At 61.0% G+C, this 13,714-nt stretch carries 12 protein-coding genes; 4 read left to right on the forward strand and 8 right to left on the reverse strand.

Annotated features, from left to right (window positions below):
* Positions 1-103: 103 nt before the first annotated feature.
* The 3 genes from HEP89_RS09220 to HEP89_RS09230 all read right to left on the reverse strand — a co-directional run bounded on the left by HEP89_RS09220 (position 104) and on the right by HEP89_RS09230 (position 3,053).
* Entirely contained in the window at positions 104-1,171 is a 1,068-nt protein-coding gene (locus HEP89_RS09220; protein WP_075282190.1) for a linear amide C-N hydrolase, read from the reverse strand.
* A gap of 199 nt (positions 1,172-1,370) precedes the next feature.
* The gene (locus tag HEP89_RS09225; RefSeq protein ID WP_197923181.1) at positions 1,371-1,751 is read right to left on the reverse strand and encodes a hypothetical protein; all 381 of its coding nucleotides are present in this window, start codon (positions 1,749-1,751) and stop codon (positions 1,371-1,373) included.
* A gap of 138 nt (positions 1,752-1,889) precedes the next feature.
* On the reverse strand, positions 1,890-3,053 hold the full coding sequence (locus HEP89_RS09230; RefSeq protein ID WP_168691864.1) for a pyridoxal phosphate-dependent aminotransferase: 1,164 nt from the start codon (positions 3,051-3,053) through the stop codon (positions 1,890-1,892).
* 110 nt (positions 3,054-3,163) lie between these two features.
* Between HEP89_RS09230 and HEP89_RS09235 the strand changes: the two genes are divergently transcribed.
* Both HEP89_RS09235 and HEP89_RS09240 read left to right on the forward strand, forming a co-directional pair.
* The gene (locus tag HEP89_RS09235) at positions 3,164-3,829 is read left to right on the forward strand and encodes a GntR family transcriptional regulator (RefSeq protein WP_168691865.1); all 666 of its coding nucleotides are present in this window, start codon (positions 3,164-3,166) and stop codon (positions 3,827-3,829) included.
* A gap of 51 nt (positions 3,830-3,880) precedes the next feature.
* Entirely contained in the window at positions 3,881-4,330 is a 450-nt protein-coding gene (locus HEP89_RS09240) for a GNAT family N-acetyltransferase (RefSeq protein ID WP_168691866.1), read from the forward strand.
* 70 nt (positions 4,331-4,400) lie between these two features.
* Here the strand turns inward: HEP89_RS09240 and HEP89_RS09245 are convergent, their stop codons facing one another.
* The gene (locus HEP89_RS09245) at positions 4,401-6,779 is read right to left on the reverse strand and encodes an arylsulfatase (RefSeq protein WP_197923182.1); all 2,379 of its coding nucleotides are present in this window, start codon (positions 6,777-6,779) and stop codon (positions 4,401-4,403) included.
* 242 nt (positions 6,780-7,021) lie between these two features.
* Complete coding sequence (locus tag HEP89_RS09250) at positions 7,022-7,882, reverse strand: LysR family transcriptional regulator (RefSeq protein WP_168691867.1); 861 nt, start codon at positions 7,880-7,882, stop codon at positions 7,022-7,024.
* A 111-nt stretch (positions 7,883-7,993) separates the two neighbouring features.
* On the opposite strand from HEP89_RS09250, the gene HEP89_RS09255 reads away from it, so the two are divergent.
* The gene (locus tag HEP89_RS09255) at positions 7,994-9,313 is read left to right on the forward strand and encodes an aspartate aminotransferase family protein (protein ID WP_062486380.1); all 1,320 of its coding nucleotides are present in this window, start codon (positions 7,994-7,996) and stop codon (positions 9,311-9,313) included.
* Positions 9,314-9,405: 92 nt separating this feature from the next.
* On the opposite strand, the gene HEP89_RS09260 is transcribed toward HEP89_RS09255, so the two are convergent.
* Both HEP89_RS09260 and HEP89_RS09265 read right to left on the reverse strand, forming a co-directional pair.
* Positions 9,406-10,053, reverse strand: coding sequence for a pyridoxamine 5'-phosphate oxidase family protein (locus tag HEP89_RS09260; protein ID WP_168691868.1), 648 nt, complete (start codon positions 10,051-10,053; stop codon positions 9,406-9,408).
* A gap of 245 nt (positions 10,054-10,298) precedes the next feature.
* Entirely contained in the window at positions 10,299-11,144 is an 846-nt protein-coding gene (locus HEP89_RS09265) for an ATP/GTP-binding protein (protein ID WP_168691869.1), read from the reverse strand.
* A 120-nt stretch (positions 11,145-11,264) separates the two neighbouring features.
* Here HEP89_RS09265 and HEP89_RS09270 point away from each other — a divergent pair, with 120 nt between their 5' ends.
* Positions 11,265-12,005: a helix-turn-helix transcriptional regulator gene (locus HEP89_RS09270; RefSeq protein WP_023002679.1), complete on the forward strand. Its 741-nt coding sequence runs from the start codon at positions 11,265-11,267 to the stop codon at positions 12,003-12,005.
* A gap of 6 nt (positions 12,006-12,011) precedes the next feature.
* Here HEP89_RS09270 and HEP89_RS09275 read toward each other — a convergent pair whose 3' ends face one another.
* The gene (locus HEP89_RS09275; protein WP_168691870.1) at positions 12,012-13,577 is read right to left on the reverse strand and encodes a CYTH and CHAD domain-containing protein; all 1,566 of its coding nucleotides are present in this window, start codon (positions 13,575-13,577) and stop codon (positions 12,012-12,014) included.
* Positions 13,578-13,714: the final 137 nt, after the last annotated feature.

Raw genomic sequence — 13,714 nt, forward strand, 5'->3', positions numbered from 1 at the left:
CTATGAACCTTCGTGCGTAGCGCAACAAACGGTGGCTTTGCAGATCGGACCGAAAAACCCGTGATAGTCCGCCTTGGCGACGCAAAGCAGCCCTTCCCGCGTCCTACCGCCCCAGAAACCGGAACGGTTCTGCTTCCTGGAAGTGCGCGTTGGCCATGCCGGAGTAGATGTTGGTCTGGTTGGGGCCGAGGTCTAGTTTCATGACCTTGCCGGTTTCCGGCGAAAAGTCGGCCTGGCTGAAATCGATCCAGAAGATGTTCGGGGTCACCACGGATTCGAAGAAGTAGAGCTTGCGCTTCTGGTCGGCGACGGTGCGCCAGCGGGTGGAGGAGATGTTCGGCTGGTCGGGCGTGGTGATGCCGAGCGGCACGGAGACATTGCGGATGACGCCGAAGACGCTGGCAATCGTCTCGACCGGGCTTTCGGTTCTCGGGATGGCGTCGACATAAAACGATGCGCGGGCAAAGCGGTCCGCCGCACGGTTGGTGCCCGGCAGCATGACGGTGCCGCCGATTTCCTTCCAGTACTGGTTCAGGGCCAGCTGCTCTTCGAAGGTCGGCGAGTTGGTCATCACCTGGTAGGCGCGGCTGTGGTGGATCACCTGCTTGCCGCCGATATATTCCACGATGGCGCTGTCGCCGCTTGCGTCCGACAGGGACAGGTGCAGGGTGGCGAGGCGTTCTTCGCCTGGAACATTGTCGCTGAAGAGCGTGAAGGGTTCGGCCTCCAGCGCGCGGACTGCCTCTTCAACGGTCGCGAAATTGTCGAGCACATATTGCGCCCAGGCGGCGATCGTCAGGCCGGGTTTGGAGCTGTCGTATTCTGGATACTCGGATTCCACCAGCCACAGTACATTGGCGACAAGCCCGGCTTCGTTCATGCCGTCAGTCGTTGAAATGTCGTAACCGGAGGCAATGACACTGCCGTACTTCGAGGTCCATTCCAGGGAGTTTTCACCGGCTTCGCCATTGCGCTTCATGCCGCGCGGGAACAGCCAGAGGTTCGTGCCGACATCGGTTTTCCAGTCCATCGAGCGGGCGGTGATCACCTGCTCGCTGGCACCGAGATAGACCACCCGGGTGCAGGCATCCGCAAGGCGTGGCGCCAGCAGGCCAGACGAGGCGATGGCCAATGCGCAGGCTGCCGTTACCGTGGTCTTGCCGATCTTCATGCGCCGTCTCCTTGCGGTTTGCCGATGGGGTGCCGAGTCGTCCCCGGCACAACTGGTGATATAGGGGCGGCCAGGTGTGACGCTGTCAAGACAGGCCGGCGATTGTGTGCCGGTTCGTCGGCAAACGGAAATGGCCCGCAGTGTTGCCACTGCGGGCCCCGGACACGGAGCATGGGCGAGTTGGGTGAAACCCGTCCGGTCAAAGCGTCCGAAACAGGTTGACCGTGAAAAAGGCAAGCCCGGCCGTGACCGCGATCGCACCAACCGCGATGACGGGTTCCATCGCCGTATGGCCAAGCGCATAGGCGGCCAGCGCCGCCATCATCACCGGCAGACCAAGCGCATGAAGCCAGAAGTGCAGGCGGGCAAACCTGTTGTCCGCCATGGCCGGGATCACCGTGTAGAGGAGCCCGGTCAGGGCCAGGGTTGCCCAGCCGAGAAGGTTGGTGTGCACATGAACCGGCGAGAGCGCGTGGTCATGGCTTGCCGCCATGACGATGCCGAGCACCAGTCCGATCAGCATCCAGAGAGCGGCAAGCCGGAACAGCCAGGCGGCCAGGGATGGGATGCGGGTGGTCAAGTCTTTCGTCCTTTCGAGGAAGGCTTTGCCTTTGGGTACAAGCGGGGTGATGAAACCGGTGCGGACCGGGGTAGAACGTGAGGGAGGAAGAAAGCCCGGGCAGGGCTTTCGTCAGGTGTCGAGGCTGGGGAGGTGCCGTCAGACCTGCCAGGCGAGGCGCAACCGCTCGCGGATATCGCCGAGCCTTTCTGCCGGCTCGTTGGCGAAGACGAAACGCAGGTAGCGTCCGGCGATGTCCGCGCTGCCCCAGCCGGCCATCGGTGTTGCCGCGATCCGCCCCTTTTCGAACAGCAGCCGGGAGGCTTCCACTGGGGAGTAACCAAGCTCGGCGGTGTCGATCAACAGAGACCATCCGCCATCCGGGCGCACGACGGGCAGGTCCGACAGTGCCTGCAGGATGATGTCCCGGCGGGCTTTCCAGGTTGCCGTCGCAGCGGCGATGCCGTCGTCTTTCGCGGTGATGGCGGCCGCAGCGCCGGGCATTGCGATGCCGACCTGGCAGACGACGTTGGTGAGGCTGACAAGGCCGATGTCCGCCATGATCGGGGCGGGGCCGACCGTCCAGCCGACCCGCCAGCCGATCATCCGGTATTCCTTGGAAACGCAGCCCACCGTTATCGTGCGCTCCGCCATGCCATCCAGGCTGGCCGGGTGGATCACCGGCTTGCCGGTGTAGAGAATCCGCTCCATGGCGGCGTCGTGCAGCAGGAACGCGCCGGTGTGCATCACGACTTCCGCAATGGCGTTCCATTCCTCGGCCGTGTGGACGATGCCAGTCGGCATGGACGGGCTCATGGTCAAAACGGCCCGGGTTCTGTCGCTGGCTGCGCGGCGCAGTTCTTCCAGATCAAGACGCCAGCCGCCGTCGACCACCCTTAGCGGAACCAGCTTCGGAACGCCGCCGGCAAGGCGGATGCGGTTGAGCAGGCCCGCGTAGGCGGGATCGGTGATGATGACCTCGTCGCCCGGCTCCAGGATTGCCAGCAGGGCATTGAGGATGCCGGACAGGCCGCCCGCCGAAATGACGCATTGGGTATTCCAGTCGTAGGGCTGGCCGGTGGTGGCCGATATCCGGCTGGTTGCGGCCCTGCGGATGTCATTCGTCCCCAGGACCGGCAGATAGCTGTTGGCGTCATCCCGGCCGATGGCAGCCAGCGTTGCTTCCAGCGCCTCCTCCGGCGGGCGAAGGTCCGTATCCAGGTTCTCCAGCCGAAGCATGTCGGAATTTCCGACGTCATCGGCGGCCTGTCCCATCTTGTCCACGCCAATTCCCGGAATGTCCTTCAATCGCGAGACGGTCATCTGCAATATCCATTTTTGTATCCAAATTTGAAAACTGGATACATATTTGCCGGATTGCAGTCAAGTCGCTGATTGTTTACGAAGGCGGTAGGACCCAGCCGGACGGACAGATGACAGAGCGGACAAGCGCAAAAAGAACCGGAGATCAGGCCATTCGGGTGGCCGATGCCCTGCGGGAAAAGATCGTCTCGGGCGAGCTGAAACCGGGCGAGGCGCTGCGCCAGGAACGGCTGGCGGTGTTGTTCGACACCAGCCGAATGCCTGTTCGCGATGCGCTGCGCCTGCTGGAGGCTGAAGGGCTGGTGCAGATGCCGCCGAACAAGGGCGCCATCGTTGCCCCGCTTGATCCGGAAGAATTCAGGGAAGTTTACGAAATGCGGGCGGCGCTGGAGACACTGGCCTTGCGCCTTGCCATTCCGGAGCTGACCAACAGCCAGATCGACCGGGTCGCAGCCATTCAGGACAAGGCCGAGGCGTCGGACCTGGAAAACTTCGGAGCCTTGAACAAGGCGTTTCATTTCGCGCTGTATGAGCCCTGCGCAAGACCGCGGTTGCTGGCACAGATTGCCGCGCTCAATGAAACCGGCGACCGGTACTTGCGGCTTGCGGCGGCGCAGCTCGACTACACCCGGCGCTCTCATCAGGAACACCGGGACCTGCTTGAAGCCTGCCGCCGCCGGGACGGCGCGGAAGCCTGCGAAATCCTGAGGCGTCATATCGAGGCTGCCGGAGAGGCACTGGTCGAGCGCCTGTCTGCAAGACTGCCCGCGCCGTGAAGGTGATCAGATGCGGCAGGTTGCGTCTGTCTCCCGCTGGCGAGGAAATGAATGTCTCGAAAAATCTACCGGATTGAAGCGGCAGCTGAGGCCGATGCGGAAAGGCTTGCCGACATTCGCGTCGAGGCAATGCGGCCAAGCCTCGAAGCCGTCGGGCGGTTTGACCCTCTCCGGGCCAGGGACCGTTTCCTGGGCAGCTTTGTTGCCACAGACACAAGGATCATCCTGGTGGAAGAAGGCATAGCCGGCTTTTTTGTCGTGCGCAGGCACGCCGACCATTTCTATCTCGACCATCTTTATGTCAGCCCGGCCTATCAGGGGCTTGGGCTTGGCCGAGATATCGTCGAGGGCCTGAAGGCTGAGGCAGAAGCGATGGGACTGCCGATCCGGCTGATGGCCCTCAACGGCAGTCCCGCCAATGATTTTTACCTCGCCTGCGGGTTCCGGTTCGTCTCGCAGGACGCATTGGACACTGTCTACGCCTGGATGCCCGGCGCTTGATCCCCGGCACTTGATCCCCGTCGGCCTGGCATCCGGATGTTGATGACAATCGGTCGGAGCCGCCGAAACGCTATTTCTTCAGGTCCACGACAACCTCTTCAAGCTCTCCCTGAAAATCGAATGGCGCCTGATAGTCGGTCGTGACCGCCGTTCCGGTGTCTGTTCCCACATCCTGGTTTTCCGACAGCGAGTATTTGAACGGAGTGGTCTGTGCGATCTGACCCGTGCCGACAGGGCTGCCGTCGACGGAAAGGGTCAAGGTGCCGCTCTTGCCCATTTCCTCGCCGCCCTCATAGGTGAAGTCCATCTTCAGCTCGCGCTCGCCGGCCGGCACCGCGTCATCGCTTTCAACGGAATAGACCGCAACATCGATATAGTTGTGGGCCGCCTTCAGCTTGCCGTCCTTGAGATAAAACGCCCAGCCTCCGGTGTTCCCGCCCTGGGTGAAGATCATGCCGTTGGCGTTGTCCTCGATTTTGACGCGGGCGGTTACAGAAAAGGATTTGTTCTTCAGGTCTGGCGCCGAGGATTCCGGCAGTCCTGCAAGAACGCCCGCGTAGGTGAAGCTCGTACGATCGCTGGCAAGGTTCGGCTTGCCGGTTTCCTCCGCGCTGAAGCGTTCAGCCCCGCGCCAGTCCAGCGGCAGAGCCTTGTTGGCGGAAGCTTCCGCCCACCAGAGGGCTTTCAGCTCTTCAAGCTTGTCCGGGTTGTCCGCAGCAATGTCCCGTGCCTGGCTGAAATCTTCATCGAGATTATAAAGCTCCCATTTGGCCTTGAAGGGATCGAACGCGCCGCGCACGGGATCCCAGGGTTCGAACGCCAGGGAAGCGGCCCACCAGCCATCCTTGTAGATGCCCCGGTTCACGAACATCTCGAAATACTGGCTGGTTCGGACTTCTTCGGCCCCGGCATCGTCCAGCGTGCTCAGGAAGCTCTTGCCCTGGATCGGTGTCTGGGTTGTTCCGTTGACGCTGCGCGGCTCTGGAATGCCGGCCGCTTCAAGGATGGTCGGGGCAATGTCGATGACATGCAGGAACTGCGTCCGCGTTTCGCCTTGTCTGGAGAAGCGGGCAGGCCATTTCACGATCATCGGGTTGCGTACGCCGCCCAGGTGGCTTGCTACCTGCTTCGTCCACTGAAAGGGCGCATCCACCGCCCAGGCCCAGCCGGCCGGGAAGTGGTTGAAATGAAGTTCCGTTCCGATCTCGTCCATCCGGCTCAGCATGTCGTCGGTGGTCATCAGATAGGCGTTGAAGAAAGCATTCTCGTTCAAGGTACCGTCAAAGCCGCCTTCCGCGGACGCCCCGTTATCGCCGACGATGTAGATGATCATCGTGTTTTCGGCATCCGGCAATGTGGCCACATAGTCGAGCACGCGTCCGACTTCATGGTCGACCTGCTGGCCGTAGGCGGCAAAGACCTCCATCATCCGCGTATAGAGCTTCTTCTGGTCGTCGTTCAGGCTGTCCCAGGCGGGCAGGCTGCCCGGGCGGGAGGTCAGCTCGGTGTTTTCGGGAATGATCCCCATGTCCTTCTGGCGCTGGAAGGTCTGCTCACGATAGGCGTCCCAGCCCATGTCGAACTTGCCCTTGAAGGTGTCGATCAGCTCCTTGGGAGCCTGGTGCGGCGCATGGGTTGCAGCCGGTGCCAGATAGGCGAACCAGGGTTTGCCTGGTTGAATGGCTTCCAGCGTCTTCAGCCAGTTGATTGTCTGGTCTGCGAGATCGGTGCTGAGGTAATAGTCGTCCCCGTCCGGCGTTCCGATCGGCGTCTGGTTCTCGAAAAGATAAGGACGGACCTGATTGGTGTCGCCAGCCATGAACCCGTAGAAATAGTCGAAGCCAAGGCCGTTCGGCCAACGGTCGAACGGGCCTGCCGCGCTTGTCTCGTAGATCGGCGTGTTGTGGTTCTTGCCGATCCAGGCTGTCGCATAGCCGTTCTGGCGCAGGATCTCGGCAACCGAGACGGTGTCTTTCGGAATGATGCCGGTATAGCCATCATAACCGGTGGCAAGCTCGGTGATGACACCGGTGCCGGCAACGTTGTGGTTTCGCCCGGTTAAAAGTGCTGCCCGGGTGGGGGAGCAGAGCGCCGTTGTATGAAAGCGGGTGAAGGTCAGGCCTTCCTCGGCAAGCTTGTCCATCGCCGGTGATGGCACTCCGCCGCCGGTGACGGTGAACTGGCCGAAACCGACATCATCCAGCAGGATCAGAAGCACGTTGGGAGCGCCTTCGGGAGCTGACACGGCTGCAGGAAACTCAGCCGGTGCTGCGTTCAGATAGGTCGTGCCCACATCACCGCGAAACTTCTGCTCCGCATAGGGGAGGGTTACCTGTCCATCCTCTGCTCCAATGGGGCCGTCGGCTGCCAGGGCGCTGCCGATTGCAAGACAACCTGCGGCCATCGCCGGAAGCATCAAGAAAGTTGAAAAAATGCCGGGTTTCTTCATCAGACCACTCCATGGGTTCAAGGCCGGTCAATGCAGTGAAATAGCGGGGCGCGGACCGCTGCGTAGAGGTTTCGCGACAACGGGCGACCACAAGGCAATAAGGAACGAAACGGAATGCAATTCCACCTTAGGAAGTATATCTGAAAACTGCACGCTTTTCAGGTGGAATTGGTAAATGCGGGCGACCCGGGCCGAGAGGCCGGCCGAATGGACCTGATATTGCCCGGTCCGGTGTTGTGATGTCAGCTCGTTGCCGGACTGCGCAGCTTGTCCGCCACGAATTCTCCGAATGCCTGCGTTGCAGCCGAGGGATTTGGCGACGCATAAGCCAGCGTGACGCCGATGCCGGGAAGTGGCGGCAGGCCGGCCTCCACGATGTGGAGATCGTGCGGCACCGCGGAGCGGGTCACCACACTGATGGCCTGGCCGGACCGGGCAATCGCCAACAGGCCCGCGAGGCCATTGCTGGCAAAGGCGATGCGATAGGCCTTGCCTGCCTGATCCATGGCGGTGCGGGCGGCGCGATGGTCCAATGTGTCCGGCGCCGAAAGCGCAAGCGGCACAACATCCTTTTGCAGGACCTCCGGATCGGGACGATTGGCCACCCAGACAAAGCTTTCCGGCCTCAGGATGCGGGCGGAGGCGTCTTCGCCGGGAACGGAAATCAGGGCAAGATCGACCCGCCTGCGCTGCAGCTGAAGGTGCAATTCCGTTGTCGGAGCACAGACCACCTCGATCTCGACATCGCCATGCCGCGCGCCAAACCCTTTCAGAAGATCGGGAAAGAAGGCGGTCAGATAGTCTTCCGGGCAGCCGAAACTGATTAGGCCATGCAGGCCTGCCCCCGGCAGGGTGGCAAGTGCTTCGTCGTGGACGGCAAGAATGCGTTCCGCCTGGACCAGAAACCTGTCCCCTGCTGCCGTCAGTTCCACACCCCCGCGTGTGCGGCGCAGGATCTGCTGACCGACAATCGCCTCCAGCCGGTTCATCTGCATGCTGACGGCGGATTGTGTCCGCCCCACTTGCCGCGCTGCGGTGCTGATCGAGCCGCTGCGGGCGACTTCCATGAAACTGCGCAGCAAGGCGATTTCCAGAACAGGCATGAGATATCAATCCAATTGAATATCATAATCTAAATTATGAATTTTATTGAATGCAAGGCTTCTCCTAAACTTGCTGCAGTCAATTCAGCCGGCCGGATCAGGAGACGCATCATGGCATTGGAAAGCGCCAGCAACAGCACGGATACCGGGTTCTGGTCCGACGTGTCGGATCACGTCCTGCGGTATGGCCCTGTGTTCGAACAACGTGTCATCGAACGTGCCGAAGGCAGTTATGTCTACGACAGCTCAGGCGCACCAATCCTCGATTTCACGTCCGGTCAGATGAGTTCCATCCTGGGGCATTCCCATCCGGATATCGTGCGCACCGTGCGCGAGCAGATCGGCCAGCTCGACCACCTGTTCAGCGGCATGCTGTCCCGCCCTGTCGTCGACCTGTCGAAGCGCCTCGGGTCTCTCGTGCCTGGTCTGGAAAAGGTGCTGCTCCTGTCCACAGGGGCGGAATCCAACGAGGCCGCCATCCGTCTGGCAAAGCTGGTTACCGGCAAGCACGAGATCGTGGCCTTTACCAAGAGCTGGCACGGCATGACCGGGGCAGCGGCTTCCGCCACCTACAGTCACAACCGGCGGGGTTACGGGCCGGTCAATCCGGGGTCGTTTGCAATTCCCGCCCCCAATGCCTACCGGCCGCGGTTTACCGATGCGAACGGCAATCTGGACTGGAAGACCGAGCTGGACGATGCCTTCGCGCTGGTCGACAGCCAGTCCACCGGCAATCTCGCTGCCTTCATTGCCGAGCCGATCCTGTCGTCAGGCGGCATCATCGAATTGCCGGAGGGCTATCTCGCGGCACTGCGCCAGAAGTGCGACGAGCGCGGGATGCTGCTGATCCTGGACGAGGCCCAGACCGGTATCGGCCGGACGGGGCATATGTTCGCCTTCCAGCGGGACGGCGTGACACCGGACATCCTGACCTTGTCCAAGACCCTGGGTGCCGGATTGCCGCTTTCCGCCGTGCTGACGAGCCGTGCCATCGAGGAAGAAGCGCACCGGAAAGGGTTCGTGTTCCTGACCACCCATGTGTCCGATCCTCTGCCCGCTGCTGTCGGACTGGCGGTGATGGATGTGGTGGAACGGGATGGACTGATCGGCCGTGCTGTTTCGGCGGGCCAGCGCCTGCAAGCCGGACTGGAAGGCTTGAAGCAGCGTTTTGAGAGTGTTGGCGATGTGCGCGGCCGTGGGCTGCTGCTCGGGCTGGAGATCGTGACCGACAGGGCCAGCCGCCAGCCGGATCTCGCGATGGCAGACCGGATCGGCGCCGAGGCAATGGCACGCGGGCTCAGCATGAACATCGTCAAACTGCCAGCCATGGGCGCGGTCTTCCGCATCGCCCCGCCATTGACGATCTCGGATGACGAGATCGATCAGGGGCTGGACATCATGGCGTCGGCGATTGAAGCGGCTCGGGCCTGAGATGGCCGCTTAGGGTATGAGGCGATGCAGGGGAGCGTCAGCGCTCCTCTGCGGTCTGGCTCCTGCCGGTGAAATCGCTGTGCGGGATCCGCTCAATAAAGCGTTTTCCGGTAGGTCTCCTCCAGCGCAGCATCCAGCTTCTGCATTTCCTTTTCATCCGGCGCGCCGGTCGTCTGGTCCAGAATGATCTTGGAAAGCGATGGCATTTCGCTGCGGTCCTGCTGGTGTTCGGGATCCCAGAGGTGTGAGCGCCGGAACGCCTTGGCGCAGTGCAGGAAGACCTCGCTCACCTTCACGACAATGGCGAGCCTGGGCGCACGGTCCTTCACGCTCATGGTTTGAAGAAGATCCGGATCGGTTACAAGCGTTGCCCTGCCGTTGACGCGCAAGGTCTCGTCATATCCCGGAACCAGGAACAGGAGCCCGACATTCGGGTTGGCGACAATATTTGCCAGACTGTCGAGGCGGTTGTTTCCCGGACGGTCCGGAATGGCAAGTGTTTGCGGGTCGAGAACCTTGACGAAGCCGACCGGATCGCCGCGCGGACTGACATCCGCCTTGCCGTCCGTGTTCTGCGTGCCGAGGCACAGAAACGGCGAGCGGGCGATGAAGTCCCGAGCATGCTTGTCCAGTGCGCTCAGGCACTTTTTTGCTGCCAGCGGCGATAGCTCGGAATAGTGGCTCCGGAGTGTTTCCTCGTCCGAAATGACGAACTCCGGTTTGATCTTGTAGGCTTCCATCACGCTATCCCTCGACCTTGATCCCTGTGTGGCCCAGCACTGCCGGTCTTGGCCCGGTGGCTGATCCTGCGTTCGACTTGGCGAACACTGGGCCAATCTGCGTGGAAGGTATCATAAACTGAGGTGCGTACATCAGAAATTGATGGGCCGCTCATCGTAAGGTGGCAAGGGGCGGGTGGGGCACGTGATGTCCAACCCGTTGTTGCCGTCTGACCCGTGCGATGAAGCGTTTGCAGGGGCTGGTGCTAGTCCAGTCTGACCGCCTCGATCCTGCCTTCCAGCATATGCGGCAGGTAAAGGACGTCATCGTGGGCGGAAATATCCGCAAGGCCGGCTGGCTCGCTCATGATCTCGTTCGATTTACCGTCAGCATCAATCTTGAAGACCTTGCCGTTGATCCAGTCGTTGAGGACGAGCTTGCCGTTCAGCCGTGCGATGCCATCGATGTTGCCGATGTCCCGCGCCACGACGCTGATAGCCTTGGTGGCAGGATCAATGGCAAGCAGGCTGCCGGGTGCTTCAGTGGTGAAATCGTTCTTGAGGCCCTTGCCCCAGGCCCCGACAAGCAGGCGGCCGTTGTCCCAGTAAAGGCCATTGGGGTGATTGAGCTCGGGGCTTTCCAGCCATTTTTCAAAAGCGCCATCCGCGTAGCGCCAGATGGTGTTCGTCATCATGTCGGAAACGAAGATTTCGTCGCCGCTGGTGGTCACATCATTCAGGAAGACCGAGCCTTCTGCAGGCAATGACTGCAGCAATTTGCCGGTCTGGGCGTCGACGACGCGCAAACTGGTGAGATCGGCAGCGAAGACCTTGCCGTTCATCAGCGCCAGTCCCTTGGGAGCGTCCATTCCGGTTGCCCATTTGGCGTCGATGATTTTCCCGTCCGTGGACAGAAGCGCCAGATGGCCGTTGCCGTCGACCGCATTCGGCGCGCCTTCCATGACACTGACGATGAGCCGATTGCCCGCAGCGTCAAAGGCTACGGATTCAGGCATGTCGAAGCCGTCCGTCGACCAGAGTGAACCGGCTGATGAGGGGAGCGTTGAAAGGCCGAGCAGCAGCGCTGCGGCCAAGGGTTTGAAGGTCTGCATGGGAAGTCCTTTCGCAAAGTTGAACTGGACCTCTCCTGCAGAAGGCGAACTTTTCTTGCAATTGATGATGATATGGTATCAAAAAACGATACTCAAACCGTCTAATTCGGGATCAGGAATATGCGCGGTGATACCTTCAAGATCTTGCAGGGTGTGCTGAAGGCACGTGGCATGACCTATGCGGATCTCGCAAGCCGGATGGAAATATCGGAACCGACAGTCAAGCGGATCTTCGCCGGGCACGATTGCAAGCTAAGCCGGTTGCTGGAGATCTGCGAAATTCTGGAGGTGCCGCTGGCGGACGTATTGCACCGGGCAGAGCGGAATTCGGAAGAGGCAAGCGTCCTGCCGGTGGCAACGGAAGCGCGGCTCGCTGCGGATCCGTCGCTTTTCTATCTCTTCATCCTGCTGCGTGAGCCGATCCCGCAACAGGAAATCGAGCGCCGTTTTGATCTCTCGGGAGAGGACATGTTCCGACTGGGGCGGGTGCTGGAGGCGCTGGGGCTGGCAGAAGTGCATCCAGGCAACCGCATCAAGATCACGCGCAAGGAGCCTTTCAGGTTCCGTCCGGACGGGCCGCTAATCCCGCTGCTGAAGGAAATCAACATGCGCTTCCTGGGGCAGGTGATTGCCAATCCGGGTGGCAATCAGTCCCTGTTCTTCACGCTCTCCCGCCGCATGCTGCCGGACACGGGGGCGTTCATCCTGCGCGAGATCGAAACCCTGAAGGAGACCATCGCCGAGCTGGCCCGTCAGGACCAGCTGGTCTCGCGCGAGGAAGACCTGACCACCTTCAAGCTGACCGGAGCCTTCGCCCCCGTTTCCTTTCCGGACATTCTGACGATCGAACCGGGCCGGTGATAAGCGTCAGGTCCAGAATTTAGGCGTTTCCCGGGTTGCTTCCCAATACCCTTTGGCGTGCAGCCACATGGCCTGGCACTGGGCCTCGTGCCAGCCGATGACAAAACCGATGGCCTGGTTGGTTGCCAGGGCATTTGCACCGCTGACCTTGCATTTCACCGGCAGTTGTTCAGCCATGGCGACATCGTTGAGATAGCCGAAGATATCCTGCAGCTTCTTCATCCGCTTCAGGAAGGGCTTCACGGTGTCTTTCGGATAGAGGCAGCCGAAGAATTCGATGCCGTAACGCATCTTCTTCATCGCCTTTCGCATTTCGTGGCGTTCGGGAACGGTAAGTTCTTCCAGTCGCTTGCCGTATTTCAGAACCTTCTTCCACTGCTTGGCAAGTGCTTCGCCGGCGTGAGTCTCCACGGGCTGGGCCAGAAGCTGCGTCTGGCCGAAGTTTTCCGGGTCCAGCCAGCCGCGCCCCTCGGTGTAGGCTGCAAGGTCGAGCAGGAAACCGTTGACCTCTTCCGATTTCAGGTGATCCGTCAGCGTGGTGCGGGTGCTTTCGTCCCGGAGGGCGTTGAGATTTTCCAGAAGAGCGTCAAAGGAAAGGGTTGCGGGCGCCCTGTCGACCAGGGGCATAACGATCTCATCGACCAGGACGTCGAGATCCCGCAGGGAACCGGCTTCGTTGGCAATGACCTTCGCGGTCCTGTCGAGCGGTGCCATGGTCGCCGGGTTCAGGATTGGCCGGAACAGGCGAAACGCACTGCGCAGGCGGCGCAGGCCCACCCGTAGCTGATGCGGGCCTTCCGGATCGTCCGACGACAGGACGGCAAGCCGGTTTTCGGAAATCTGGGTCAGGCAAGAACGCAGCACGTCGCGAAAGGCGTGCTCGGTGGTGATGCCGCTGTCGAAGGTAACCATCTCGGCAAAATAGGGTGCCCGTTCCGCAGGCGCGGTGCCCTCGGCAAAACGGTACCCGCGCTCGGCCTTGCTATAGGGCGAAAAGCGGAAGGGGATATCTTTCAAAAGAGCCTTGGCCGCCTCGAATAGGGCAAGGCTGGGGCCGGACTTCAGTTCCATTTCGAGTTCGGTCAGCGGCTGGCTGCCGCTGCCGGCCAGAATATTACCGCTGTCGAAGGCGAGTTCGATGAAGGTGCCGTCACTGTCCCGGGTCAGATTGCGCACGGTGCGCTTCATCACCGTTTCAAAGCACTCCGACAGGGGGGCATCGCCGATGATTTCCAGAAGACGGTCGTGGACGGCGGGGTCTTCGATGACGGAGAAATCGAGGGCACGGCCCTTGACCGGATGTTCGGCTTCCACCGGCGAGGACAGGCCGCCCATGACGCCCGTGCCGAGCTTGACGGTCTGAACCCAGCTGTTGCCGGACTTGCGCACGCGAAGGGAAATCCTGGCCTTGCGAAGCGCCTGGTCCGGCGTGTCGAAATAGATCGACTGCAACGTCTTGTTCACGGCGCGGCTGGCAGTGAATCCGTCTATGGAACCGGCGCGTTTCAAAGCGTCCTGTGCCGTCGTTTCCAGCTCGAGCTTAAGCTCGATTTCACGTCCTGATTTGCTCATGCTGAATTTCTAGCCAAGCCATTTCTGCTTGTCCAGAAAAAGCGCACAATTTGCGCCTTTGTTTGCAGGCTAACAAATTCGCCCGCCGAAAGGCGCAGGGCGCCTTTCTTTCAAGACTTCATTCGGGGACGCGAACC

Source organism: Labrenzia sp. 5N, from assembly GCF_012395805.1.
Lineage (GTDB): Bacteria > Pseudomonadota > Alphaproteobacteria > Rhizobiales > Stappiaceae > Roseibium > Roseibium algicola.

What these genes read in the sequence shown, in the direction of transcription:
- HEP89_RS09245 (WP_197923182.1), bottom strand. Translation starts at nt 6,779, where the DNA reads ATGAAGAAACCCGGCATTTTTTCAACTTTCTTGATGCTTCCGGCGATG.
- HEP89_RS09220 (WP_075282190.1), bottom strand. Translation starts at nt 1,171, where the DNA reads ATGAAGATCGGCAAGACCACGGTAACGGCAGCCTGCGCATTGGCCATC.
- HEP89_RS09260 (WP_168691868.1), bottom strand. Translation starts at nt 10,053, where the DNA reads ATGGAAGCCTACAAGATCAAACCGGAGTTCGTCATTTCGGACGAGGAA.
- HEP89_RS09235 (WP_168691865.1), top strand. Translation starts at nt 3,164, where the DNA reads ATGACAGAGCGGACAAGCGCAAAAAGAACCGGAGATCAGGCCATTCGG.
- HEP89_RS09255 (WP_062486380.1), top strand. Translation starts at nt 7,994, where the DNA reads ATGGCATTGGAAAGCGCCAGCAACAGCACGGATACCGGGTTCTGGTCC.
- HEP89_RS09240 (WP_168691866.1), top strand. Translation starts at nt 3,881, where the DNA reads ATGTCTCGAAAAATCTACCGGATTGAAGCGGCAGCTGAGGCCGATGCG.
- HEP89_RS09270 (WP_023002679.1), top strand. Translation starts at nt 11,265, where the DNA reads ATGCGCGGTGATACCTTCAAGATCTTGCAGGGTGTGCTGAAGGCACGT.
- HEP89_RS09230 (WP_168691864.1), bottom strand. Translation starts at nt 3,053, where the DNA reads ATGACCGTCTCGCGATTGAAGGACATTCCGGGAATTGGCGTGGACAAG.
- HEP89_RS09250 (WP_168691867.1), bottom strand. Translation starts at nt 7,882, where the DNA reads ATGCCTGTTCTGGAAATCGCCTTGCTGCGCAGTTTCATGGAAGTCGCC.
- HEP89_RS09275 (WP_168691870.1), bottom strand. Translation starts at nt 13,577, where the DNA reads ATGAGCAAATCAGGACGTGAAATCGAGCTTAAGCTCGAGCTGGAAACG.
- HEP89_RS09265 (WP_168691869.1), bottom strand. Translation starts at nt 11,144, where the DNA reads ATGCAGACCTTCAAACCCTTGGCCGCAGCGCTGCTGCTCGGCCTTTCA.